The following is a 23,544-nucleotide window of genomic DNA, read 5'->3' as shown; positions in this document are numbered from 1 at the left end:
CCATGCTATTCGGGACTCCGGCGCCTCGTCCGCTCAATACGTATCCGGCCTGGAAATACGTCATTGTCACGCTCGCAGCGTTGATTGCCATTTTCTATTCCATTCCCAATTACTTTGGCGAAGATGCCGCGCTGCAATTGGCCGGTGAAAAAGGCGCCAAGGTCACTGCCGAGCAAGTCGAGCAGGTCAAGCAGGCACTGCAAGCCGCCAACCTGACCTACAAATCGGTGGAACTGGAAGAGTCCGGTAGCTGGTTGATCCGTTTCACCAACACCGATGATCAGCTGCACGCGCAAACCGTCGCCCGCAAAGCGCTGGGTGATGGCTATAACGTTGCCCTGAATCTGGCGCCGGCTACACCGAATTGGCTGCGCGCTATTCATGCCGATCCGCTGAAACTGGGTCTGGATTTGCGCGGCGGTGTCCATTTCCTGATGGAAATCGACATGGCAACCGCGATCGCCAAGCACGAAGAAGCGCTGGTGGAAGAGTTCAAAGGCCTGATGCGCGATGAGAATCTGCGCTACGTGTCGACGCTGCGTCGGCCGGAAGGTGGCGTGCAGGTGCGTTTCCGCGATGCTGAAACCCGTGACAAGGCCCAAGCCGAAGTCAAACGCCGCAATCCGACCTTGCAAATTTCCGATGGCAGTGAAGGCGAGCTGTTTTTCTTCAATGCCGTGCAGACCGAGCAAGGCCTGCGCACAACCCGCGACGAAGCGGTGCAGCAAAACTTGACCATTCTGCGTAACCGGGTCAACGAACTCGGTGTGGCAGAACCGTTGATTCAGCGCCAAGGCGCCGAGCGCATTGTTGTGCAATTGCCGGGCATTCAGGATTCGGCGCGTGCCAAGGAAATTCTGGGCGCAACCGCAACGCTGGAATTCCGCTCGGTCAACGAAGAGCGTGACGTGCAAGACGCACTGCGTGGCCGGGTGCCGGCGGATTCGGAATTGCTGTACGACCTGAATGAGCGGCCAATTTTGGTCAAGAAACAGGTGATTGTGCAGGGCAGCCAGATCACCGGCGCCAGCCAGGGTCTCGATCAAAACGGCATGCCGCAGGTGTCGGTCAAGCTGGATGGTAAAGGCGGTCAGCGCATGCTGGCGCATACCAAACAAAGCGTTGGCAAGCGCATGGCGTCGGTGTTGATCGAATACAAGACCGAATATGAGGAAGTCGATGGCCAGATGGTGGCCAAGCCGAATCCGCGCAAGGTCGTCAAGGTCATCAATGCTGCGACTATCCAGGGCGTGTTCAGCAACAACTTCCAGATCACCGGCATTGGTTCGGCGGAAGAAGCCCGCAACCTTGCGCTGCTGCTGCGCTCCGGTGCGCTGATTGCGCCGATCCAGATTGTTGAAGAACGCACAATCGGCCCCAGCCTCGGCAAAGCCAACATCGAATCGGGCGTCAAGTCGGCCGGCATCGGTGTCGCAGCCGTCATGATCTTCATGTTGTTTTATTACCGCATGTTTGGCTTGTTCGCCAATATCGCCGTCGCGGTCAACATTGGCCTCATCATTGCGCTGATGTCGATGATCGGTGCCGTGATGACGCTGCCCGGTATCGCCGGTCTGGTGCTCACGGTCGGTATGGCAGTGGATGCCAACGTCTTGATCTATGAGCGCATCAAAGACGAGATTCGCGAAGGCACCAATGTTCAGCTGGCCATTGATCGCGGTTATGCCCGGGCCTTCGCCACGCTGGTCGATGCGCACTTGACCACCCTGATTGCTGCGCTGGCATTGCTCGCCGTGGGTTCCGGAGCGGTCAAAGGCTTCGCGGTGACGCTGAGTCTCGGTATTCCGACCACCATTTTCACCGCAACGATGGGCGCCCGTGCGCTGACCAACCTCGTTTACGGCAACCGCAACGTCAAGAAGCTGGCCATCTAATCAGGCGGGAAAAGACAAATGACTACTGATATCAAGTACCACGTCCGCTGGGATCGGTTTGCCAAACCGGCTTCATATATTTCAATTTTGCTGATTTTGATCTCGATCGGCTCGTTCATCGTGAAGGGTTTCAACTGGGGCCTGGATTTCACTGGCGGCAGCCAGATCGATGTGCGTTACGAACAGCCGGCCAATCTGGAGAAAATTCGTAGCAAGCTGGAAGCGGCGCATTTCGAAGGCGCCATTGTCCAGTTGTTCGGTTCAGCCGAAGACGTCACCATTCGCTTGCCGCCTCAGAAGCATATTGCCGGCGACAAAGTGACCGATGCCGTCATGGCCGTCTTGAATGCGGATGGCGACAAGGCCAAGAAGATGAACGGTGGCTACGTCGGCCCCAGCGTCGGTGCCGATTTGATTGTCGATGGTTTCACCGCGATGGCGGTGTCCTGCCTCGGCATTCTGGCCTACGTTGGCTGGCGCTATCAGTGGCGCTTTGCCGGTGGCGCGGTGTTGGCGCTGATGCACGACGTTGTCATCACGCTCGGCATGTTTTCGTTGCTGCAGCTCGAATTCGATCTGACCGTATTGGCGGCGATTCTGACCGTTATCGGTTACTCGCTGAACGACACCGTGGTCGTGTTTGACCGGATGAAGGAAAACTTCATCAACCTGCGCAAAGCAACGCCGTGGGAAGCCGCCGACAACGCCATCAACTCGATGCTTGTCCGGACCATGGTCATGAGCTTCACCGTGGTAATCGTGCTGGTGGCCCTGCTGATCTGGGGCGGCCCGATGATCCGCAACTTCTCCATCGCTCTGCTGTTCGGCGTGATCTTCGGTACCTATTCGTCGGTCTATGTGGCAACCGCGCTGGCGATCAAGTTGGGTATCACCCGTGAGGATCTGATCCCGGTTGTGGTCGAGAAGGAAGGCGCCAATCTGGATGCCATGCCCTGAGTGGGGCGTGGAGCGGGTCCCGAGCGGGTTCCGTTCCAAAATGCCCCGGTGACGCCCGTGCGTCACCACGGCAGAAAAAGAGTCGCGTCAGCGGCTCTTTTTTTGTCCGGGGCCAATAGGGGGGTCGCAACAGCGGCGTCGCAACGAGCGGGCCCCCGGCGGCTTGCCAACTTCTGCGCAAGCCTGACTGGCCGGCGTTGTTGGCCAGTGGACCGGCCTTCTACAATAGAGGGAGTTGCGGAGGGCAGCTGCCTTGGTTACCAACGATATTCCTTATCAGGAATTCCGGATTGCGCCGGCCGATGCGGCCCGTGGTCCGGCGCTGCAGTCACTGATCGTGATGGTGTTGTCCGAATACGGGCTGCAAGCCGACCTGACCGGCGTCGATGCCGATGTGCTGGATATCGAACGGCATTACCGTCAGCCCGGTGGTGATTTTTTTGCCGTGCAGCGTGCCGGCACGCTGGTCGGCACCATGGGCTTCGTCCCGATCGATGCCGACACCTGCGAGCTGCGCAAAATGTATTTGCTGGCAGCAGCGCGTGGTTGTGGTCTCGGTCGCCGTTTGCTGACGCTGGCCGAAACCGAGGTGCGTCAACGTGGCTATCGCTTCATGCAGCTGGAAACCGCCAGCGTGTTGAAAGAAGCGGTTGCGCTCTATGAGCGGCACGGCTATCTCAGCCAGTGTGGGGCGCCGCATGTCAGCCGTTGTGATCGGCGCTATCGCAAGGATTTGTCGCTGGCAGCGAGCTAGAGGCTCGGTTGCTGTGCTTGCCGCCCTGCTTGCCGCGCTGGCGTCTGCCGGCAGGATTCAGCCGCGGCGGGCGAGTCGGTCTGAATGACTTGAATGTGCTGGCTTGCCAGTCAAACGCATTACCAGAATAAGGAAGCCGTTGATGTCCCGTTACGATGTTTATGCCATTGGCAATGCCCTGGTCGATTATGAATTTGAAGTCAGCGTTGCCGAGTTGTCCCGTCTGGGCATCAGCAAGGGCGTGATGACACTGATTGAAGAGTCGCGTCACGATCAATTGGTCGGCGAACTGCAAGGCGAGAAACACAAGCGTGCCTGCGGCGGCTCGGCCGCGAATACCTTGATTGGCGTACAGCAGCTCGGTGGCAAGAGTTTCTTTTCCTGCAAGGTCGCTGCCGACGAGCCGGGTGATTTCTATTTTCAGGATCTGAAAGCCAACGGCGTCGATACCAATCTGGCCAGTAAACCGCGTGATGATGGCAAGACCGGCAAGTGCCTGGTGATGATTACCCCCGATGCCGATCGCACCATGAATACTTTTCTCGGCATCACTGGTGACGTTGGTCCGAGCGAGCTGAATACCGAAGCGTTGCTCGCCAGTCGCTTTCTCTACATCGAAGGTTATCTGGCGAGTTCGCCAAGCGCGCGCGAAGCGGTGCTGATTGCCCGCAAAGAAGCCCGGCGTCGCAATATCCCGATTGCCCTGTCCTTGTCGGATCCGAACATGGTGAAGTATTTTGCCGACGGCATTCGGGCCTTCATCGGCGATGGCGTTGATCTGTTGTTTTGCAACGAAGCCGAAGCCTTGGCCTTCACCGAAACCACGGATGTCTTCGCCGCTGCCAACAAGCTGCGCGATCATGCGCTCGCTTTTGTGATCACCCGCGGTGCCCACGGCGCGTTGGCATTCGACGGCGATCATTTCATCGAAACGCCAACCGAGCCGGTCAAGGTGCGCGACACGCTCGGCGCCGGTGACATGTTTGCCGGTGCATTTCTGTATGCGCGCAGTCAGGGTTGGGATTTTCGCCGTGCCAGTCAGCTGGCCAATTACGCGGCCGGTTTGGTGGTCAGTGAGTTTGGTCCGCGTCTGGCCAGTCAGCACCTGCCGTCGCTGCGCGACAAAGCCAAACAGCTCGCCAAGCAGAAATGAGCACGACTGGCGTGCTGATCCTGCTGCGGCACGGTCAGGCTGAACCTTATCGCGCCGACGACGCCAGCCGGGCGCTGGTTCTCGCCGGCAGGGAAGAGGTCAAACGCAGCTGTGCCTTTTTGCGTGAGCACGCCTGGCTGCCGCAGCGCATTGTTGCCAGCCCGTATCGGCGCGCGCAGGAAACGGCCGGCATCGTGCAGCAGGAGCTGGCGCCAGTGCTGGCCATCGAAACCGAGCCGATGCTGCAGCCGGATGCCGATGCAGGCCTGACCGCAACCATGCTGGCGGTGTTGGCCGAGCAGCCGCTGCTGGTCGCAACGCATATGCCGTTGGTCGCGGCCTTGCTGCGTAACCTGACCGGTCGTGACTGGGGTTTTGCCACTGGCGCGCTGGCGGTGTTGCGCCGTGAAGGTGCACAGTGGCGGCTGGCCGGGCAGTACAGTCCCACTCTCTGAACGTTGTGAAGTTGGCGTCTGAAACCTGAAATGACCCGAGCCGATCCGGCTTGTCAGCCATCGGTGACGTCGTGGTTTATGGCAAAATGCGCGCCGGCGTGGCCCGCATCAAGTGGTCGCAACAACACCCTGTCGCTCAGTTCGCTACCACGACTGATCCGCAGCTTTCTTAAAAAACGATACGACAGTCGGGTATATGCGCAAAGCCTCCTTGTTCCGTTTGTTGCTGCTGATGGCTGCCAGTGTGGCGGTGACGTTCTGGTATTGCCTGCGCGGCATCTGGGTTGGCACGCTTTATCGCAATCCACGACCCGCGATGGATCGGGTTTGTCGGCGCTGGTCGCAATGGCTGGTGCGGCTGATTGATTTGCGTTGGCAGGTTCGCGGCCAGATGCCGGTGCTGGAAAGCAATCGCCGTTACATCATCATGTGTTCGCATGCGAGCCATTACGACATTCCATTGAGCTTTGTTGCTTTGCCCGGCAGCCTGCGGATGTTGGCGAAAAAGGAGCTGTCGCGGATTCCGGTGTTTGGACTGGCGATGCGTGCGGCGGAATTCATTTTCATTGACCGGCACAATCGCGAACAAGCGCTGAAAGACTTGGCGGCCGCCCGCGCCAAAATGGAAAGCGGTATCGTGCTGTGGGTCTCGCCGGAAGGTACCCGTTCGGTCGATGGCAAACTGTTGCCGTTCAAGAAAGGTTGTTTCCATCTGGCGATTGATACCCAGGCGATCATCATTCCGGTGGCAATCCGCAACATCAGCACGGTGCTGCCGAAAGGCACGTTCAATCTCAACCTCGGTGTCGAAACCGAAGTGCATATCGGCGCGCCGATTGACGCGTCCAATTATTCCATTGAGACCCGGCAGGCGTTGTCAGACAGCGTGGCGACTGCCATGCAGGCCTTGCTGGGCCAGCCTGATCCAATCGCCGCTGAAGCAAGCACCAGCACACTGCAAGGAGAACATGCATGAGTCTGTCCGAGCAGGATATCCAGCAAGCCGTTGATGATTTGCACACCGCCCAGGATTTTTGGCGTTGGGCAGCCAGCCGCTTTGCCGCGCACGATCTGTTTTATGGTCATGGCACCATCAATGCCTGGGACGAGGCGGGTGCCTTGGTCATGCAGAGTCTGGATTTGCCGCACGAATACATCCGTGAAATTGCCAGCTGCCGGTTGACTCGTAGCGAGCGTGAGCTCATCGCCAATCGGGCTGCCGAGCGGATCAATTCACGGCGGCCGTTGCCGTATATCACCGGCAAGGCGTATTTCTGCGGGCTGGAATTCATCGTTGATGAAAGCGTATTGATCCCGCGCTCGCCCATCGCCGAGTTGATCCAGAACCGCTTTCAGCCATGGCTCGGTGAACGTGAGCCAGCACGTATTCTGGATCTGTGCTGCGGCAGCGCCTGCATTGCCATCGCGTGTGCGCATGCGTTTCCCGAGGCGCTGATCGATGCCAGCGATATTTCCGCCGAGGCGCTGGACGTTGCCGAAGAAAATGTCGCGGCTTATCAACTGGAAGAACAAGTCCAGCTGGTGCAGTCCGACGGCCTGACCGAGCTGATGGACGAACAATACGATTTGATTGTCTGCAATCCGCCGTATGTCGATGCCGAGGATTTTGCCTCGGTGCCGCCCGAGTATCGGCATGAGCCGGCGCTGGCCTTGGCTGCCGGCGAAGACGGTCTGGATTTTGTTCGTCAGTTGCTGGCTGATGCCGCAAAGTGTCTGACCCCCGGCGGCCTGTTGATTTGTGAGGTCGGCAACAGCATGCGCCATGTCATGGCGCAATATCCCAATGTCCCGTTCACCTGGCTGGAATTCGAGCACAGCGATGACGGGGTTTTCCTGATCTCCCGCGAAGAGCTGCGTCAGTTTTTTCCGTCGTGATGCTTGGCTGTAGTCTGGGCTGCGGAGTCGGTGGCGAGATGTGGCGCCGGCGAGTGTGTTGTCATGCCGCGTAACGAATTTGCTCGGCTGTCGGCGTTCTATTTCTTTTATTACGCTGTACTCGGCGCATTTGTGCCGTATCGCGGTCGCTATTTTGATTCCCAGGGGTTCGACTCGATCACCATCGGCCTTTGTACTTCGGCCATTTCGCTGGCAACCATTGCGGCGCCTTACGGCTGGGCCGCGCTGGCAGATCGTTATCATGCCGGTCAGCGGGTGCTGTTGCTCGGTGTGTTGGCCTCGTTGCTGGCATTGGCGTTCGGCCTGCAACAGACCGTTGCCTTGCCCATGATATTGGCGATGTCGGCGTATTCCTTGTTCTGGAATGCCATCATTCCGCAAGCAGAAACGTTGACGCTTGCGCGCACCGCCAAGACTGGCAGCGATTACAGCCGAATCCGGTTATGGGGCTCGGTGGGTTATCTGATCACGGTGCTGTTGGTCGGCTACGCGATTCAGGCTGGCGGCCCGGCGACCATGCAGCCCGTCGTGCTGGCGTTCATGGCGATTTTGCTGATCAGTGCGCTGCTACTGCCGCGTCACGAGCAGATCAATCGCGACATGCTGCGTCATGATCGTCTGCGCACCCAGCTACGCAAGCCGGCGGTGATTGCCTTCTTGATCGCTACCACCCTGATGACCATTTCCCACGCGCCGTACTACACGTTTTTTGATTTGTATCTGCGCGGCCTCGGCTATAGCGCGAGCGAAAGTGGCTGGCTGATCACGCTGGGCGTGGTTGCCGAGATTGGCATGTTTCTGCTGACCAAGCGCTTGTTTGCCCGGTTCCGATTGGCACCTTTGCTACTGTTCGCGCTGATCGTCAGTGCGCTGCGCTGGTATCTGCTGGCAACGTTTGCAGATAATTTTGCTGTTCTGTTGTTTGTTCAAGTGTTGCATGCGGTCAGCTTCGCGCTGATTCATGCCTTGGCCATGCAGTTCCTGCACAGTCAGTTTCCCTTGCATCAGCGCAGCCGGGCGCAAGCGATCTACAGTGCCTTGTCCTACGGGGTTGGTGGCGCACTGGGCAATTTGCTGGCTGGTTTTTTCTGGCGCAATGGTGCCGGTGGCAGCGATACCTATCTGATGGCCAGCGCGGCCTGTGTGCTGGCGGCAGTGGTGATGGCTGTCAGCTTGCGGTCGGCAAACATCACGACGCCGACTGTCCCGTCAGCTCCGTAGTGGCCATGTAATCCCTCAGCGCTGCCGTGACTCCGGGTGCCGCACTTCACCGTGACCCAGCACGACATATTTTTCCGCCGTCAACGCTTCCAAACCCATGGGGCCGTAGGCATGCAACTTGGTGGTGGCGATACCGATTTCGGCGCCCAGACCCAGTTCGCCGCCGTCATTGAATCGTGATGACGCATTCACCAGCACTACGGATGCATCGACCTGATGCAGAAATTTTTCGGCGTTGGCCGGCTCGCTGGTGCAAATGACCTCTGAATGCTGCGAGCCGTATTGGCGTATGTGACGGATGGCAGCATCGAGATCGTCGACAATTTTGATGCTGATGATTTTGTCGAGATACTCGCTGCTCCAGTCGCTGTCGCTGGCAAGCGTGCAATCAGCGAGCAGCGCGCAGGTGCGGGGGCAACCACGCAATTCGACCTGACGTGAGCGCAGGGCTGCCGCTGCCTGCGGCAGCCAACTGGCCGCGATGCTCGCATGCACCAACAGGGTTTCCAGTGCATTGCAGACGGCCGGCCGGGAACATTTGCCATCGATCAGCAAATCGATGGCCATGCTCGGGTTCGCGCTGGCATCGACAAACAGATGGCAGACGCCTTTGTAGTGCCGTATCACCGGAATGCGACTGTGGGCGGCCACCGAACGTATCAGCTTCTCGCCACCGCGCGGGATAACGAGATCGATCAGCTCGTCCCATTGCAGCATCGCGTTGACATCGTCATGACTGCATTCGGTCAGCACCGTGACCGCCGCGGCGGGCAGTTGCTGGGCAGCCAATACCTGCTGCCACAATATTCCGATCGCGGCATTGCTGTGACGTGCCTCCGAGCCGCCGCGCAGCAGCACGGCATTGCCGGATTTCAGACAGAGTGCTGCCGCATCAACCGCGACATTGGGCCGCGCCTCATAAATCATCAGAATGACGCCAAGCGGAATGCGCTGCTTGAACACCGAAATTCCGGATGCCGGTTGACTGAACGGACGTCGGCTGCCGAGTGGGTCGGGTAACGCGGCAACCTCACGCAGACTAGTTGCCAGCGCTGCCAGACGCGCCGGGTTCAACGCCAGCCGATCGATCATGGCAGCGGACAGGCCGCGTTCGGTTGCCGCTTGCAAATCGCGTGCGTTGGCGGCGAGCAGCATTGCTTGCTGGTTGTTGATGGCATCGGCCATTGCCAATAACAGCGCATTGCGCGTGTCGGCGTCGAGGGGCGCGACAACCGGTGCGGCCGCGCGGGTTGCCGCAACTTGCTGCTGCAGTAACGCGCTCACAGTGATGACTCCTGTTCAATAGGCGACAGATACAGCACCAGATCATCACGGTGAATGGCGCAGTCCTGGCCGGTGTTGCCGAGTTTTTGGGTAATTTCGTCGCTGCGCATGCCGCGGATGCCGGTCAGTACGCCGGCGTCATATTGACTGATGCCTTTGCCAAGCAGCCGGACGCCGTCGTCCTGATACAAGGTGATGTCTACGGCGTCACCTTGCTGAAAATCGCCACTGACCTGCCGTATGCCGGATGGCAACAGCGACGCGCCACGTTCACGCAAGGCCTGCCAGGCACCGGCATCAATCTGCAGCTGGCCGCGGCTCGTCAGCGTGTGCTGCAACCAATGCTTGCGCGCCCGCAGCGGTTCGCCATGGGCACGGAACAGGGTTCCCTGACAATCAAAGTCACCCTGACAATCATCAGCCAACAGCGAGGTAAGGAAATCCGGATTTCGTGCATCACCGATCACCGTCGCGATGCCGCGCGAGGTGGCTCGTTCTGCTGCTTGCAGTTTGGTGATCATGCCACCGGTGCCAACGGCCGAGCCGCTGCCGCCCGCCATCGCCAGTACCGTCGCATCGATGCGTTCGACGACTGCAATTTTTTTTGCGTTCGGCGTGGTGCGCGGATTCTGATCGTACAAGCCATCGATGTCGCTGCCGATGATCAGCAGATCGGCGTCGACCAAAGCGGCAACATGCGCTGCCAGATTGTCGTTGTCACCGACTTTCAATTCATCAGTGGCGACACTGTCGTTTTCGTTGATGATCGGCAGGCAACCCAGGCTGAGCAATTCGCGCAGGGTGTTGCGGGCATTGACGAAGCGATGGCGGTCTTGCAGATCATCGGCGGTCAGCAGGAGCTGTGCGACCGGCATCTGCAACTGGCTGGCCCAGCACTGCATGAGCTGGGCCTGACCGACGGCGGCGAGCGCCTGTTTACGCACCAGCGTTTGTCGGCTGCGATCACCGGCCTGCGGCAACAGCGCCCGGCCGGCAGCGACTGCGCCCGATGACACCACCACCAATTCGCGGCCACTGCGGTTGGCAGCTGTGATGAACGCGGCGATCGCTTTCAGGTAACGGTCCGACAAGCCATCGCGGTCGGGTGCGATCAAGCTGCTACCAATTTTGAGTACGGCCCGCTGCCAGCGGAGGTCGGTCATGTCATCTCTTCCTGAGCATTGCATTCTGCAGCCGCGGCAGCGTTGCCAGCGGTATCGCTATTGGACGAGAGTCGCGTCAGCGAGGCAAATGATTTTGCTTGATAAAAGCGAGTGTGGTGTCAGGAGCGACGGGCAGGGCGCAGATGCGCGAACTCACGCGAGGAGGCAATGCTGTCGAGAAAGCGACTGGTGTCGGCATCGGCAGGGCGAAAACTGGGCGGGACGTACCAGGCACTGACCTGACCTTTATAGGTCACCACCTTGTCGCGCGCGCCGAGCATGAAGCGGGCGATGCTGCCGGGAACGTGGCGCAAGGTGACGACCAGACACTCCGGATCGAGCCGGTCGGCGTTCACCTTGATGATTTCCAGACGCATCGCTCAGTCCGGTCCGCGTTGCAGGACATAGCTGCTGAAAAAACGCTGAACACTGCGCTTGACGGCTTCCGAATTGCGTTCGCGCAGAGCCTCCCGAACGGTGTTGATGGTGAGTTGTTCGATCGCCGGGCCTTGACCTTCGTGCAAGGCGCGAAAGCCGCGCAGTGTCAGCACTGCGGCGTCGATACCTTCCAAGCCGATCATGTCGCGATAACGGATCACGCCCTCTTCGCCGAGCCAGATCAAACTGCCGAGACAGCGTTGATGCCGCTCTGATTGCACACCAAATTCATCCGGGTCATCGCTGCCGGCGATCTCGTCGACATACAGCGCAGCCGGGCGCGGAAAGGTCGCGTACAACCGGATTAGCGCGATGGCGACGTCGCGGTGGAAGTCTTCAATGTAAATATCATTCATCGGAAATGCTGTCATGGCGTGATCAAATGGGCTCGTCTTGGTTGCTGCATGCCGACTCGCTTGGTGTTGGCAAAAGAGTGGGGTCAGGGAATCTTGGCCATCAGGCCGCGTTCCTGCAGTTGCTGCGGGTCGAGACCGTAATCGCCACGGCGCAGCACGCGCACTACCCGGTGGGCCGGTGCGCCTTCAGCCGCCGGCATGGCCAGATTCAGTATTTGTTCCTTGCGCGGCTGCTTGTTGGCATCGAGCAGCAACACCACGCGCGGCAGCATCGGCTTGTTCGGCGTTTGTGCCAGCACGATGCCGACTTCGCCGCTGCCAAGCTCGACAATACTGCCAACCGGAAACACCCCGATCATGTCGATGAAGTGTTTGACCAGCGACTCATCGAACTGCTTGCCGCGGCCGGCATTGATTTCTTTCAAGGCCTCGAACGCCGTGCGTTCGCCGCGATAAACATGCTCGCCAATAATGTCGTCGTAGGTGTCGACGATGGCAATGATTTTGGCAAAGGGTGAAATCTGGCCGCCGTTCAGACCGCGCGGGTAGCCGGTGCCGTCCACCCACTCGTGGTGACTGTGGGCAACGTCGATAGCGCCGTGATAGAGCTCGCGTGCCGACATCAGAATGACCCGACCAAAATCGGTATGTTTGCGCATCGTGGCCAGCTCGGCTTCACTGAGCGGCCCGGTCTTGTTCAGCACGGCATCCGGGATCTGCAGTTTGCCGACATCGTGCAGCAGCGCACAGATGCCCAGCTTTTGCAGTTCATCGCGCGGCAGACCGAGGTGGCGGCCAAACGTCACCGCGAGAATGCAGGCGTTCAGGCAATGCTGTTCGTGACTGGCGTCCTTTTTGCGCAACTGCGCCAGCCACATCATGGCATCCGGATTGCGCAGCACGCTGTCAACGGTATCGGCCACGCCTTCCTCAATGGCCTTGACGTTAAGCACCCGACCAAAGCGGATGTCATCCATGAAGCCGCGCACCAGCGAGCTGCCGCGCGCATGCACTTTGCGGGCATCCGGCAGTTCTTCTTCGACCGCCCGTTTTGGTGCTGGTGGTTCACTGCGTTGGAACAGACTGAAGCTGCTGTTGCGATCCAGATTCTGCTGACCGCGGTCTTTGCTTGAGGTTGGCAGAGCGCCACGGCGTGGGTCGATGTAGACGTACCGGCAATATTGCTGGACCGCTTTGATATCGGCCTCGGTACTCAGGATGAAGCCTTGGATCAGGAACGGTGTTTCGAGCCAGGGCCGGTCGAGATCGATAACGCACATGCCGAGCCGAAGCTCGCTGACGGAAATACGCTGGCGGTTATTCACGGTAGTCGCATCTCATCGGTGGTCGCCGTCCTCACGGTACCGGGGCCATTGCCCGCAAACGGCCTAAGCTGTACCAGAGTATACCGTCAAATCTCCGGCTTGCTGGCTTTGGCAGGACTTTCCCGACCGGCTGAACGTGGGCGCCGGACTCGGCTTCGGGTAGAATGCGCGCCGTTTTGCGTGGCTTTCGGTTCAGTCGTTGGGCGGGTGCGTGGTGTCCAGTTCTGCAGTATTCAGTTTGCCGATTGCTGGCCAGGAGCTGGCTGACCGCCGTGGCCCGACGCCCGATGCGGCCGCCTTGATCGCCGTGTTCAATGCCTGCTTTGCCGAATCCGAACGCACCGTGCTGGTTGGCGGTGGTGCCGAGCCGGAGTATCTGCCGGCAACCGAAACGCAGCCGGCCCGGATCATTTTCCGTGAAGACTTCGCTTCCAGTGCCTTGCATGAAATCGCCCACTGGTGTCTGGCGGGCGCAGCGCGCCGGCAATTGCACGACTTTGGTTACTGGTATCAGCCCGATGGTCGCAACGCCGCGCAGCAGGCCGAGTTCGAACGGGTCGAAGTCAAACCGCAGGCCGTGGAATGGGCGCTGAGCCGGGCGGCCGGTATACGGTTCAATCTGTCAGCAGACAATCTCGCCGCCGGCCCGCAGGGCAATGATGCCAGCGCGGCTTTTCGCCAGGCCGTGTTCCAGCAGTGCCAGCACTATTTTTCGACCGGCTTGCCACCCCGTGCGCAGCAATTCTTCGATGCTTTGCAGCAGGTCTTTCGGCAGGGCGAACCGGTTTCGGCGCCGCAGTCGCCGTGCTGAGTCATCGCTGGCTTCTGTCATCGTCAGTTTGAGCAATCGATGACTGCGGCAATCAAGAACTGGTGCAATTCATAGCTAGTGCAATTCATAACTGAAGCTATCGCTGGCCGGTGCAAGGGGAGAGAGGATAGGCATGCTGAATCTCGGTCTGGTGATCAATCCCTGGGCGGGTATTGGTGGCAGCGTTGCCCTCAAAGGCAGCGACAATGTCCGTGATCAGGCGCTCGCGCTCGGCGCCGAACCACGCGCGAACATCCGGACCCGCACCGCGCTGGAAAAGCTCTTGCCCTGGCGGGAGCAATTGCGCTTTCACACCGCGGCCGGCGCCATGGGCGCTGATGTCTTGCAGCAGCTCGGTTTTCAACATCAGATTGTCTATCACGCCAACGGCGAATTCACATCAGCTGCCGATACCGTTGCCGCGATCAAGGCGCTGGCTGCGCAGCAGTTGGGCTTGATCCTGTTTGCCGGTGGCGATGGCACAGCACGCGATGTCTATTCGGAGTTGAATGCGCTTGGTGTCAGTGAGCTGGCGCCGGTGCTCGGGATTCCGGCCGGAGTAAAAATCCATTCGGCGGTGTATGCCGTCAGCCCGCAGGCCGCCGGTGAAGTGCTGGCCGATCTCTGTCAGGGCAAACCGCTGGAGCTGACCAGCGCGCAAGTGAAAGATCTCGACGAAGACGCCTATCGGGCCGGCAATGTCCGGGCGCGCTTGTTTGGTTATCTGAAAGTGCCGGCGCATCCTTTGCTTCAACAAAGCAAGGAAAGTGCGCGGGCGGTTGAAACGCAGGTGGTAGACGATATCGCCGAGCAAATCGTTGATGAAATGGCGGACGACGTTGCTTATTTGCTCGGCTCCGGAACCACCTGCATGGCGATCAAGCAACGGCTCGGAATTGAGGGCAGTTTGCTCGGCGTCGATGTGGTCAAGGCCGGCCAGTTGCTGAGCAAAGATGCCACCGAAGCGACACTCTGGAATCTGCTGCAAAACGAACCGAAAGCAGCGCTGGTGGTCACGGTTATCGGTGGTCAGGGCCACGTTTTCGGTCGCGGCAATCAGCAGCTGAGCCCGCGGATATTGCGACGTCTGGGCCGTCAGGCGATCAGCGTGGTCGCCAGCCCCGGCAAGCTGCAAAGTCTGCAAGGGCGGCCACTGCTGACGGATAGCGGCGACCCCGAGCTGGACCGGGATTATTCCGGACCGATTCGCGTGGTCACCGGCTATCGCAGTGAGGCGCTGTATCCGTTGCAATAGCTGCCAGAGAGTGTCGTTCCGGTCGGCCAGCATGTTTCAAGCTGTTGCGGCGGGTGTGCAAATGCGTGCCACCGGGTTCAGCATAATTGGCAAAATGCCCGGCAGTTGCTGGGCTTTTTGCCAATTATGCCTGTGCTTGCCTTAAACAAATTGCCGTAATCCCTTCATTGCCCTGCAATGCTTTGCCGGCAATCTGGCAACACCGGAGATTGCTCCGGCGTAACAGGAAGGGAGTCACCCATGAACGTCATCACCACCGTCGTCATCGCCACTGCGCTGTTGGCGGTTTGCGATGTCAGTCAGGCCGCGCAGCCGGCAGCAAGCAAAATGGTTCATCCGCAAGCCAGCACTCAGACGGTTGCCTCGTCAGCCGCTGCACCGTCATTGCCGAATATTCGCGAGAGCGGCAAGCAGGCCCAGCAACAGATTCTGCGCGATGCGATCCCGCAAAACTGGCAGCAGCTGGCCTTGCAGCCACTGCCGATGCTGGCGCCGGTTGAAGAAGAACGTGTGGTCGAGTCGGAGCTGTCGAGCCGTCAGGTTGCGGTCAAATAAGGCCGGCAAGCACTCAACCGATATCGTCAGTCAGATAGTGGCGGAAGCGCGCCGGTGCGACGGCGCGCAGCCAGTCGAGTGGAAACGGCATCGGCTCGCCGGCCAGTTGTGCCGCCAGCACCTGCGCACCTGCGCAGGCTGTCATCAGTGCGTGTGAGCCGTGGGCGAGATTAAGCCAGAGCCTGTCCTGAGTCGGGTGCGCGCCAATCAGCGGTGAGCGATCGGGGCTGACCAGGCGATGACCAACATCGCCCTGCACGGGCTCGTGTTGCCAGGCTGTCGCCAGTTCCGGCAACGCCCACGCCAGCGCAGCGATATTCTGCTGCTGACTTTCCAGCCGCAACGCCGGATCCCATTCACCTCCATCGTAACTGGCACCGAGAATGTGCCGCCCGTGTTGGGCCGGTGTCAGGTAGCCACCAAAACGCAGTGGTAGTTGCAGCGCGCTGCTGGTTGTTGTTGCTGGCAGGTTGCTGTTTTGGCCGCGCACCGGTCGCAATGGCAACGGTGCCAGGCGGGTCATGCTGGCGGCACCGGTAGCGAGCACGAGTTGTGCGCAGTGTTCCTGTTCGCCGTTATGCAAGCGCAGCGCAACGCCGGCTTCATTGGCCGTAAAGTCGATTACCTCTACGCCATGGCGAACCGTAATCAACGGGTGCGTCAACAACGCGGAACACAAAGCCTGCGGATCAACCGACAATGCCAGATGATGCCGCACCGCGGTGTGCTGCAATGGCACGCCGGCAATGGCGCTGGCGGATGCCGCATCGAGCCAATCTGCCAGCGTCGGCAAAATGCCCAGCTCGTGCAGCAGAGTCTGTTCACGCGCGCAGTCGGCGTCCGTCAGCACGGTCAAAATGGCTTGCTGCAGAATGATTGGCCGAGCCGGGTCGGTTGATTGCAGTGCTTGCGCCCACTGCTTCAACAGCAACAGCCCCGCCAGCTGAAAGCGGCTGCGGACATTGTGATCGCGACTCCAGCGCGGACTGGCCAGCGCTGCCGCGTGTTGACGCAAGGTTCCGCCGGTTTCTGCCTGCTGCTCCAGCACGACCACCGAAATGCCGCGCATTGCCAATGCATAAGCGGTGGCAGCGCCGGCGATGCCGGCGCCGACAATGAACACCGGTTCCTCGGGCCGTTGCAGACTGGCGTGATACGGCAGTTGCTCCCGCTTGCGCGTTTGCGGGTACTGCGGCGCGACGAAACGGGCTTCTGTCATGTCGCGCTTGTGGCCAAAGCCGGCGACTTTTTTTACGTCAAATCCTGCACTCTGCAAGCCACGGCGAACGACACCGGCCGCGCTGAACGTGCTGGCCGTTGAGCCGGTACGTGCCAGCGCCTTCACTACCGGCCACAGTGGCTCGGCCCACATCTCGCCATTACGGGCCGGAGCAAAGCCATCGAGATACCAGGCATCGAATCGCCAATCGGTTTGCTGCAGAGCCGGTAGTGCGTTGGCGATGTCATCGAAGATCAAGGTCAGTTGTACCTGCCCGGCAGCAAAGTGCAGCGTGTGCCAGTTGCGCAGTGGCAAGGGATATTGCGCCAGCAACTGCGCGGCGAGCGGCGCCAGTTCGGGAAAGCTGGCGAGTGCACGCTGCAGATCCTGCGGTTGCAACGGGAACCGTTCGACCGCGACATAGCGCAGTTGCGCGCGTGGCGGCTGGTTGGCCAGAAACGCCTGCAACGTCAGCAGGAAATTGAGCCCGGTGCCGAAACCCGCTTCAAAGACATGAAAGGCCGCTTGCTCGGCAAAATGTCCGGGCCAGCGCTCGGGAATGTGGTTGCCACGCAAATAAACGTAAGTGGATTCGGCGAGACCGCCAGCGCGAGAAAAGTAGATATCGTCAAATTGCTGCGAGCGGGGCGTGCCGTCAGCTTCCCAGCTGAGGTCGGCGTAATCGACGGTGGCAAGTCCGGCCATGGGCAATCAGTTTGGGTGGGGATTGATCAGGTGATGGTGCGGCAGCGAAGGCGTTCGTGAATCTGGCGCCTTCGCTGCTGAACGGAGCGGTCAACCGCGGCCGATCAATTTCAGGAATTCGGTGCGCGTTGCCTGCGATTTGCGGAAGTAACCGAGCATGACCGACGTGGTCATGGTCGAGTTCTGCTTCTCGACGCCGCGCATCATCATGCACATGTGCTTGGCTTCCACCACCACACCAACGCCCTTGGCATGGGTCACGGCCATGACCGCTTCGGCGATCTGCTTGGTCAGGTTTTCCTGAATCTGCATGCGACGGGCAAACATGTCGACGATACGGGCAATTTTCGACAAGCCAATCACCTTGCCGGAAGGCAGGTAAGCGACATGGCAGCGGCCGACGAACGGCAGCAGATGGTGTTCGCACATCGAGTACAGCTCGATGTCTTTGACGATGACCATCTCATCGGTTTCCGATTCGAAAATGGCATCGTTGACCACTTCATCGAGCGTTTCGTGATAGCCCTTGGTCAGGAATTGCATGGCTTTGGCAGCGCGCATTGGCGTGTCGCGCAGGCCTTCGCGATTCACGTCTTCACCGAGCTGGCTCAGGATCTGGCTGTACAGGGCGGCGATTTGTTCAGTCGCGGGCAAGGGCGCGGCTTTGTCGGACATGGGGCAACCTCGGCGAGCTTTCAGGGGCGGGCAGGGCGAAGGGCCGGTATGATACCGCATACCGGCCAAACAGGCCGTCTCTTACGCGGTCCGGCGGCAATCAGATGTCGCATGGGCCAAGGATGTTTTCGAGCCCTTCATGGATTGCCGCCCGGCCTGCGCCGCCTGCTGCATTGCGCCCTCTATCACCAGCCCGATACCCGGCATGCCAAACGGCAAACCGGCGGGTGTGCCGTGCGTGCAGCTCGACGAGCAACTGCGTTGCCGCCTGTTTGGCAAGCCGGAGCGGCCGGCTTTCTGTTCCAGCCTGCAGCCATCGGCCGAAATGTGCGGCAGCTCGGCGGCGGAAGCCATGATCTGGCTACTGGATCTGGAAGCGGCCACGGCACCAAGGCAATCGGACAGTCGAGCTTAGGAGAGGGCTTGCCCGCGATGGTTTCGATGTGGAAAGTCATCGCGGGCAAGCCCGCTGCTACAGGGTCCATGACAATCACAAGGTCCGTGACACTTACAATGTCCGTGACAGTCAGCCAACCCCATCCGCTTTGAACATGGCTTTGATGCCGCGCAGTGCCTGCCGGGTTCGCGCTTCGTTTTCGATCAGGGCAAAGCGGATGTATTCGTCGCCGTATTCGCCAAAACCAATGCCAGGGCTGACCGCCACTTTCGCTTGTTCCAACAGCTTCTTGGCAAAGGCGAGCGAGCCGAGTTCGCGGTAAGCGGCCGGAATTTTGGCCCAGACAAACATCGTCGCTTTTGGAATGTCGACCGGCCAACCGAGCTGGTGCAGGCCCTGACAGAGCACGTCACGACGTTTGCGATAGATCTCGCAGATTTCCTGCACGCAATCCTGCGGGCCTTCCAGCGCGTGGATTGCGGCGATTTGAATCGGCGTGAACATGCCGTAATCGTGATAGCTCTTGATGCGCGCCAGCGCGTTGACCAATTTGGCATTGCCAGCCATGAAGCCGACCCGCCAGCCCGGCATGTTGTAGCTTTTCGACAGCGTAAAAAATTCGACCGCGATATCGCGCGCGCCCGGCACTTGCAGCAGCGACGGCGCCTTGTAGCCATCAAACACGATGTCGGCATAGGCAAGATCGTGCACCAGCCAGACACCGTACTCGCGGCACAAGGCGACGATTTTTTCAAAGAAGCCATCGGGCACCGTCACCGCCGTCGGATTGGATGGGAAGTTCAGGATCAGCATTTTCGGTTTCGGGTAATGCGTGCGCAGCGCTTCTTCCAGCCGCTCCGGAAAGGATTGCGGATCGGTCATCGGCACGCTGCGGACATCGGCGCCGGCAATGACCGGACCGTAGATATGAATCGGGTAGGAGGGGTTCGGCACCAGCACGGTGTCGCCACGATCAAGCAGTGCCAGGCAGAGGTGGGCAATGCCTTCCTTCGAGCCGATGGTGACGATGGTTTCCTTTTCCGCGTCGAGGCTCACGTCATAGCGTTTGTGATACCAGTCGGCGATGGCCTTGCGCAGCCGCGGCAGGCCCTTGGACACGGAATAGCGATGGGTGTCGGGCCGCTGCGCGGCTTCGACCATCTTGGCGACGATATGAGGCGGCGTCGGTCCGTCCGGATTGCCCATGCTGAAGTCGACAATATCGTCGCCCTGCCGGCGAGCGGCCATCTTCAGGTCGCCAATGACATTGAAAACATAAGGCGGCAGCCGGTTCAGCCGCGGAAAATCGTCCATTGGGTTGGCCATCTTGCAAGCTTCCTGTTCGGTAAGCGGCCGATTCTAGGGACCGATGATGCTCTGCAGCAAGCAACGGATTGGCATATTCGCGCGGCGGGCGGGCGGGGCTATTCAGCCTTCTGGTCAATCGCTATAGTCGGGCGGTCGCGTCGTGGTCGCGTCAGCTGCCGGCAGCCAGGGATTCCAATCGCGCTATCGATTGCAGCCGCTTTACCGATGCCAACAATTCGGATTTTCGCCAGGAAGGAACATGAGAAAAATGACAACCCCTCAATCGTTTTATCGCCGCTGTGCCCCCCTGTCTCTTGCCATTGCCACCGTCCTCGCCACCCCAGCCATCACCCTCGCGGCCGATACCGCCGGCGATGAAGAGCGGGTCCAGGTGGTCGGTTCGCGCGTTGCTGTACGCTCCGAAAATGAATCCGCCGTGCCGGTCGACCTGATCTCCGGTGACGACCTGCGCAAGGCCGGTGCCACCGATGTCGGCAACGCACTGGAGCTGATTGCGCCGTCGTTTAACTTTGTTGAAATGTCGGTTGCCGATGGTTCCGACCACGTTAAGCCGGCGATGTTGCGCGGCATGGGCCCGGACCAGACTCTGGTGCTGGTCAACGGCAAGCGTCGGCATCAGAGCGCGCTGATCCACATTTATTCGGTTGGTCGCGGCACGGCCGGCACCGACCTGAATTCAATTCCGATGAGCGCGGTTGAACGCATCGAAGTGCTGCGTGACGGCGCCTCTGCACAATATGGTTCCGATGCCATCGCTGGCGTGATCAACGTGGTGTTGAAGAAAAACCTGGGCACTTCCGTCAGCCAGACATTCAGTCAGACCTCGGAAGGCGATGGTGATACCAGCCTGACCTCCGTCAACACCGGTTTTGGCGTCGGCGAAGGCGTGCTGAATCTGACCGCAGAATACAAGAAAGCGGATCCGACCAATCGTGCCGAGCCGGACCCGTCGGGCAACAAATGGCGTTTTGGTGAGCCGGAACTGGAGCAAAAAACGGCATTCTTCAATTTCGAAATGCCAATGGGTAGCGCAGAGTTGTATGCCTTCGGTGGTTACTCCAAGCGTGAAGCCGAATCCGCCGGCTATGCCCGTTGCGATGAAAATGATCCGAACTCTGGCATCACTTATTGCCAAACGATCCCGACGCCGGTTTTGGACGTACACCCGAACGGCTTTCTGCCGCTGATCAATTCTGATGTCGAAGACAAGTCCATCGCACTTGGCTTGCGCTTCGATATTGGTAATTGGAATGCCGACTTGTCGGTGGTTGATGGCGAAAACAGCTTTGGCTTTTTCATCAGCAATTCGCAGAACTTCTCCTATGGCTACGGCCCGGACAACGACCCGTCGACGGTGCCGACCAGTGCCGATGCCGGCGAATTGATGTTTGGCCAGCGGACCCTGAACTTTGATGTCAGCGGCGATGTTTCACTCGGCAGCAAAACACTGGCGCTGGCCTTTGGGGCAGAAATGCGCCGTGAAGAATCGCAGATTACCGCTGGCGATGAGTACTCTTGGCAATACTACGGCGATCAGCCATGGGGATTGCCGGATGCCAAGCCTGGCATCCAAGTGTTTCCGGGGTGGTCACCGGCACAAGCCAACCATCTGGAACGCGATAGCAGCGCGATCTACGGCGAGGCGTCGATGGAGTTCACCGACAGCTTCCGCATGGAAGCGGCGCTGCGTCACGAGGACTACGAAGATTTCGGCACGGATCTGAGCAGCAAACTGGCGGCTTACCTGAGCTTCAACGATCATTTCAGCATGCGGGCTTCTATCGCCGATGGCTTCCGGGCACCAGCCCTGCAGCAGATTGGTTATAGCCAGCTGTCGTCGCAAATTGAAGCCGGCGCGACGCTGATCTCGGGCATCTACTCGATTGAGAGCGACGTTGCACAGCAGCTGGGCATTCCTGAGCTGAAGCCGGAAGATTCGAAGAGCTACACCTTGGGCTGGGTTACCAAGTTCGATATGGGCTTGGAAGCGACACTGGATATCTATCGGATTGATATCAGTGATCGGATTGCCATCTCCGGCTTGTTCTATCCAAGCGATGCGACAGAAATCGATGATGCCCTGCCGGATGATGTCGGTGCGGCCGCTTTCTTTACCAACGCCATCGATACGCAAACGCTCGGAGCGGATCTGGTGGTGAACTTCCGCCATGACGTTGGCACGGGTCGGATGGAATACACCTTTGCTTCCAGCTACAACAAGACCACGGTTGAAAGCATTGACGACTTGCCGGGCGTGCTGGCGGGCATCACCGGCGCCAATCGCGATTTGAGCCAGGTGTATTTTGACCGTCATGAAGAAGCTCGTATCGAGCGCTACTCGCCGAAAAATCGCCACACCATTTCGGCGCGTCACGTGACCGATACCTGGACCTTTGGTGCCGCGGCGAACTATTTCGGTTCCGTGAAGACGGTCTATCTTGCTGATGACCCGACTTACGACTACGTCGATGATGGCGCCTGGATTTTTGACTTGAATCTGGCGTATGACTTCGGCAATGGCTTCAACGTGCGTGGCATGATCAACAACGTTGCTGACAAGTATCCGAAGAAACAGCATGGCGATTGGAATGGCGTCACCTTGCCGTACTCGTTGGAAACCGCGCAGTGGGGTTACAACGGCCGGACCTATTCATTGGTCGGCTCGTACACCTTCTGATTGTTCCAGGACAGAAAAAGCCGCCGCAAGGCGGCTTTTTTTCGGCCGCACATCGCGACCGCAACATTTGCTTACCGCTGCCCGGAGGTTTACACACCGGCATCGGGCACAGTGCGGATAGGCATTTTTCAGGGGCGGTGAGCATGTTGGCGTTGCAGGACGTTAGTAAAACTTATCGCAATGGCGTCAAGGCCGTTGACGGGGTCAGTTTTTCGATGGGCGCAGGCGTGCTCGGTCTGCTGGGTCACAACGGTGCCGGCAAAACCTCGCTGATGCAGATGGTCGCCACACTGTCGAAGCCTTCCGCTGGCAGCATTCGTTTCCGTGGTGACGATATCGTGGACAAACCGGACCTGCTGCGGGCGCGGCTCGGTTATCTGCCGCAGGATTTCGGCGTTTACGACAATCTGAGCGCGCGCGAGCTGCTGCAATATGTCGCGGCGTTGAAAGGCGTCAAGGAGCGGGGCCGCATTCAGTCCATGCTGGAACTGGTCAATCTGCATCAGGTTGCGGACCGTCCTGCCAGCAGTTATTCCGGTGGTATGCGCCAGCGGCTCGGTATTGCCCAGGCCTTGATCAATGATCCGGATGTGATCATCGTCGATGAACCCACGGCCGGACTGGATCCAGAAGAGCGTTTGCGGTTTCGCAATCTGCTTTCCGAGAACGGTACCGGCAAGCTGGTGATTCTGTCGACCCATATCGTGTCCGACATTGCCTCCATCGCGACCCAGCTGGCTGTGATGAAGGAGGGCCGTTTGCTGCGTTTTGATCGGCCTGAACGGCTGATCCACGAAGTCGTTGGCAAGGTCTGGCAAATTTCCGCGAGCTCTGCCGAGCTGGAGCAGTATCGCAAGCAATACAAAGTCACGCAGGCCGTACGTGATGGTGAAAACTGGACGCTGCGATTGGTGCATCCCGAGCAGCCGCTGCCGTCAGCCTTGCCGGCAACGCCGGATCTGGATGACGTGTTCACCTGGCTGATGCAGTACGGCGGTTAATC

The 23,544-nt window shown here is 59.3% G+C and carries 22 protein-coding genes; 14 read left to right on the top strand and 8 right to left on the bottom strand.

Annotated features, from left to right (window positions below):
• The first annotated feature begins 2 nt into the window (after positions 1-2).
• The 8 genes from secD to HPT27_RS14085 all read left to right on the top strand — a co-directional run bounded on the left by secD (position 3) and on the right by HPT27_RS14085 (position 8,352).
• Entirely contained in the window at positions 3-1,895 is a 1,893-nt protein-coding gene (gene secD, locus HPT27_RS14120; protein WP_172244573.1) for a protein translocase subunit SecD, read from the top strand.
• A gap of 18 nt (positions 1,896-1,913) precedes the next feature.
• Positions 1,914-2,852 (top strand): protein translocase subunit SecF, encoded by a 939-nt coding sequence (gene secF / locus HPT27_RS14115; protein ID WP_172244571.1) that lies wholly within the window; start codon positions 1,914-1,916, stop codon positions 2,850-2,852.
• A gap of 253 nt (positions 2,853-3,105) precedes the next feature.
• Positions 3,106-3,606, top strand: coding sequence for a GNAT family N-acetyltransferase (locus HPT27_RS14110; RefSeq protein WP_172244570.1), 501 nt, complete (start codon positions 3,106-3,108; stop codon positions 3,604-3,606).
• Positions 3,607-3,748: 142 nt separating this feature from the next.
• Positions 3,749-4,759, top strand: a complete 1,011-nt coding sequence (locus tag HPT27_RS14105) for an adenosine kinase (protein WP_172244569.1) — start codon at positions 3,749-3,751, stop codon at positions 4,757-4,759.
• Positions 4,756-5,214, top strand: coding sequence for a phosphohistidine phosphatase SixA (gene sixA, locus HPT27_RS14100; protein WP_172244568.1), 459 nt, complete (start codon positions 4,756-4,758; stop codon positions 5,212-5,214). The genes HPT27_RS14105 and sixA overlap by 4 nt, the downstream gene beginning before the upstream one ends.
• Before the next feature lie 196 nt (positions 5,215-5,410).
• Positions 5,411-6,190 carry a lysophospholipid acyltransferase family protein gene (locus HPT27_RS14095; protein WP_172244567.1) on the top strand — a complete coding sequence of 260 codons (780 nt, stop codon included), beginning with the start codon at positions 5,411-5,413 and terminating at the stop codon, positions 6,188-6,190.
• A complete protein-coding gene (prmB, locus tag HPT27_RS14090; RefSeq protein WP_211197973.1) occupies positions 6,187-7,110 on the top strand; it encodes a 50S ribosomal protein L3 N(5)-glutamine methyltransferase in 924 nt (307 codons plus the stop codon). The genes HPT27_RS14095 and prmB overlap by 4 nt, the downstream gene beginning before the upstream one ends.
• Before the next feature lie 63 nt (positions 7,111-7,173).
• A complete protein-coding gene (locus HPT27_RS14085; RefSeq protein WP_172244566.1) occupies positions 7,174-8,352 on the top strand; it encodes an MFS transporter in 1,179 nt (392 codons plus the stop codon).
• 15 nt (positions 8,353-8,367) lie between these two features.
• Here HPT27_RS14085 and HPT27_RS14080 read toward each other — a convergent pair whose 3' ends face one another.
• The 5 genes from HPT27_RS14080 to HPT27_RS19650 form a co-directional block, all read right to left on the bottom strand.
• Positions 8,368-9,636, bottom strand: coding sequence for a glutamate-5-semialdehyde dehydrogenase (locus HPT27_RS14080; RefSeq protein ID WP_328820699.1), 1,269 nt, complete (start codon positions 9,634-9,636; stop codon positions 8,368-8,370).
• On the bottom strand, positions 9,633-10,799 hold the full coding sequence (gene proB / locus HPT27_RS14075; protein ID WP_172244565.1) for a glutamate 5-kinase: 1,167 nt from the start codon (positions 10,797-10,799) through the stop codon (positions 9,633-9,635). The genes HPT27_RS14080 and proB overlap by 4 nt, the downstream gene beginning before the upstream one ends.
• Before the next feature lie 119 nt (positions 10,800-10,918).
• Entirely contained in the window at positions 10,919-11,176 is a 258-nt protein-coding gene (locus HPT27_RS14070; protein WP_172244564.1) for a hypothetical protein, read from the bottom strand.
• A 3-nt stretch (positions 11,177-11,179) separates the two neighbouring features.
• Positions 11,180-11,593: a hypothetical protein gene (locus HPT27_RS14065; RefSeq protein WP_172244563.1), complete on the bottom strand. Its 414-nt coding sequence runs from the start codon at positions 11,591-11,593 to the stop codon at positions 11,180-11,182.
• An 83-nt stretch (positions 11,594-11,676) separates the two neighbouring features.
• Positions 11,677-12,918 carry an HD-GYP domain-containing protein gene (locus HPT27_RS19650; protein ID WP_172244562.1) on the bottom strand — a complete coding sequence of 414 codons (1,242 nt, stop codon included), beginning with the start codon at positions 12,916-12,918 and terminating at the stop codon, positions 11,677-11,679.
• A 214-nt stretch (positions 12,919-13,132) separates the two neighbouring features.
• Between HPT27_RS19650 and HPT27_RS14055 the strand changes: the two genes are divergently transcribed.
• The 3 genes from HPT27_RS14055 (at position 13,133) to HPT27_RS14045 (ending at position 15,539) form a co-directional block, all read left to right on the top strand.
• Entirely contained in the window at positions 13,133-13,729 is a 597-nt protein-coding gene (locus tag HPT27_RS14055; protein ID WP_211197972.1) for an elongation factor P hydroxylase, read from the top strand.
• A gap of 127 nt (positions 13,730-13,856) precedes the next feature.
• On the top strand, positions 13,857-14,984 hold the full coding sequence (locus tag HPT27_RS14050) for an ATP-NAD kinase family protein (RefSeq protein WP_328820716.1): 1,128 nt from the start codon (positions 13,857-13,859) through the stop codon (positions 14,982-14,984).
• Between the two features lie 240 nt (positions 14,985-15,224).
• Positions 15,225-15,539, top strand: coding sequence for a hypothetical protein (locus tag HPT27_RS14045; RefSeq protein WP_172244558.1), 315 nt, complete (start codon positions 15,225-15,227; stop codon positions 15,537-15,539).
• Positions 15,540-15,552: 13 nt separating this feature from the next.
• Here HPT27_RS14045 and mnmC read toward each other — a convergent pair whose 3' ends face one another.
• Together mnmC and folE are read right to left on the bottom strand one after the other, a co-directional pair.
• Complete coding sequence (mnmC, locus tag HPT27_RS14040) at positions 15,553-17,463, bottom strand: FAD-dependent 5-carboxymethylaminomethyl-2-thiouridine(34) oxidoreductase MnmC (protein ID WP_172244557.1); 1,911 nt, start codon at positions 17,461-17,463, stop codon at positions 15,553-15,555.
• Between the two features lie 90 nt (positions 17,464-17,553).
• Positions 17,554-18,138 (bottom strand): GTP cyclohydrolase I FolE, encoded by a 585-nt coding sequence (gene folE / locus HPT27_RS14035; RefSeq protein ID WP_211197971.1) that lies wholly within the window; start codon positions 18,136-18,138, stop codon positions 17,554-17,556.
• A gap of 139 nt (positions 18,139-18,277) precedes the next feature.
• On the opposite strand from folE, the gene HPT27_RS14030 reads away from it, so the two are divergent.
• The gene (locus HPT27_RS14030; RefSeq protein ID WP_172244553.1) at positions 18,278-18,553 is read left to right on the top strand and encodes a YkgJ family cysteine cluster protein; all 276 of its coding nucleotides are present in this window, start codon (positions 18,278-18,280) and stop codon (positions 18,551-18,553) included.
• 111 nt (positions 18,554-18,664) lie between these two features.
• Here HPT27_RS14030 and alaC read toward each other — a convergent pair whose 3' ends face one another.
• Positions 18,665-19,861, bottom strand: a complete 1,197-nt coding sequence (gene alaC, locus HPT27_RS14025) for an alanine transaminase (protein WP_235950878.1) — start codon at positions 19,859-19,861, stop codon at positions 18,665-18,667.
• Between the two features lie 250 nt (positions 19,862-20,111).
• Between alaC and HPT27_RS14020 the strand changes: the two genes are divergently transcribed.
• A complete protein-coding gene (locus HPT27_RS14020; protein ID WP_172244551.1) occupies positions 20,112-22,541 on the top strand; it encodes a TonB-dependent receptor plug domain-containing protein in 2,430 nt (809 codons plus the stop codon).
• 143 nt (positions 22,542-22,684) lie between these two features.
• Positions 22,685-23,542: an ABC transporter ATP-binding protein gene (locus HPT27_RS14015; RefSeq protein WP_172244549.1), complete on the top strand. Its 858-nt coding sequence runs from the start codon at positions 22,685-22,687 to the stop codon at positions 23,540-23,542.
• Positions 23,543-23,544 lie beyond the last annotated feature (2 nt).

The organism is Permianibacter fluminis, assembly GCF_013179735.1.
Taxonomy (GTDB): Bacteria; Pseudomonadota; Gammaproteobacteria; order Enterobacterales; family Permianibacteraceae; genus Permianibacter; species Permianibacter fluminis.
This window is presented reverse-complemented; position numbering and strand designations above follow the sequence as displayed.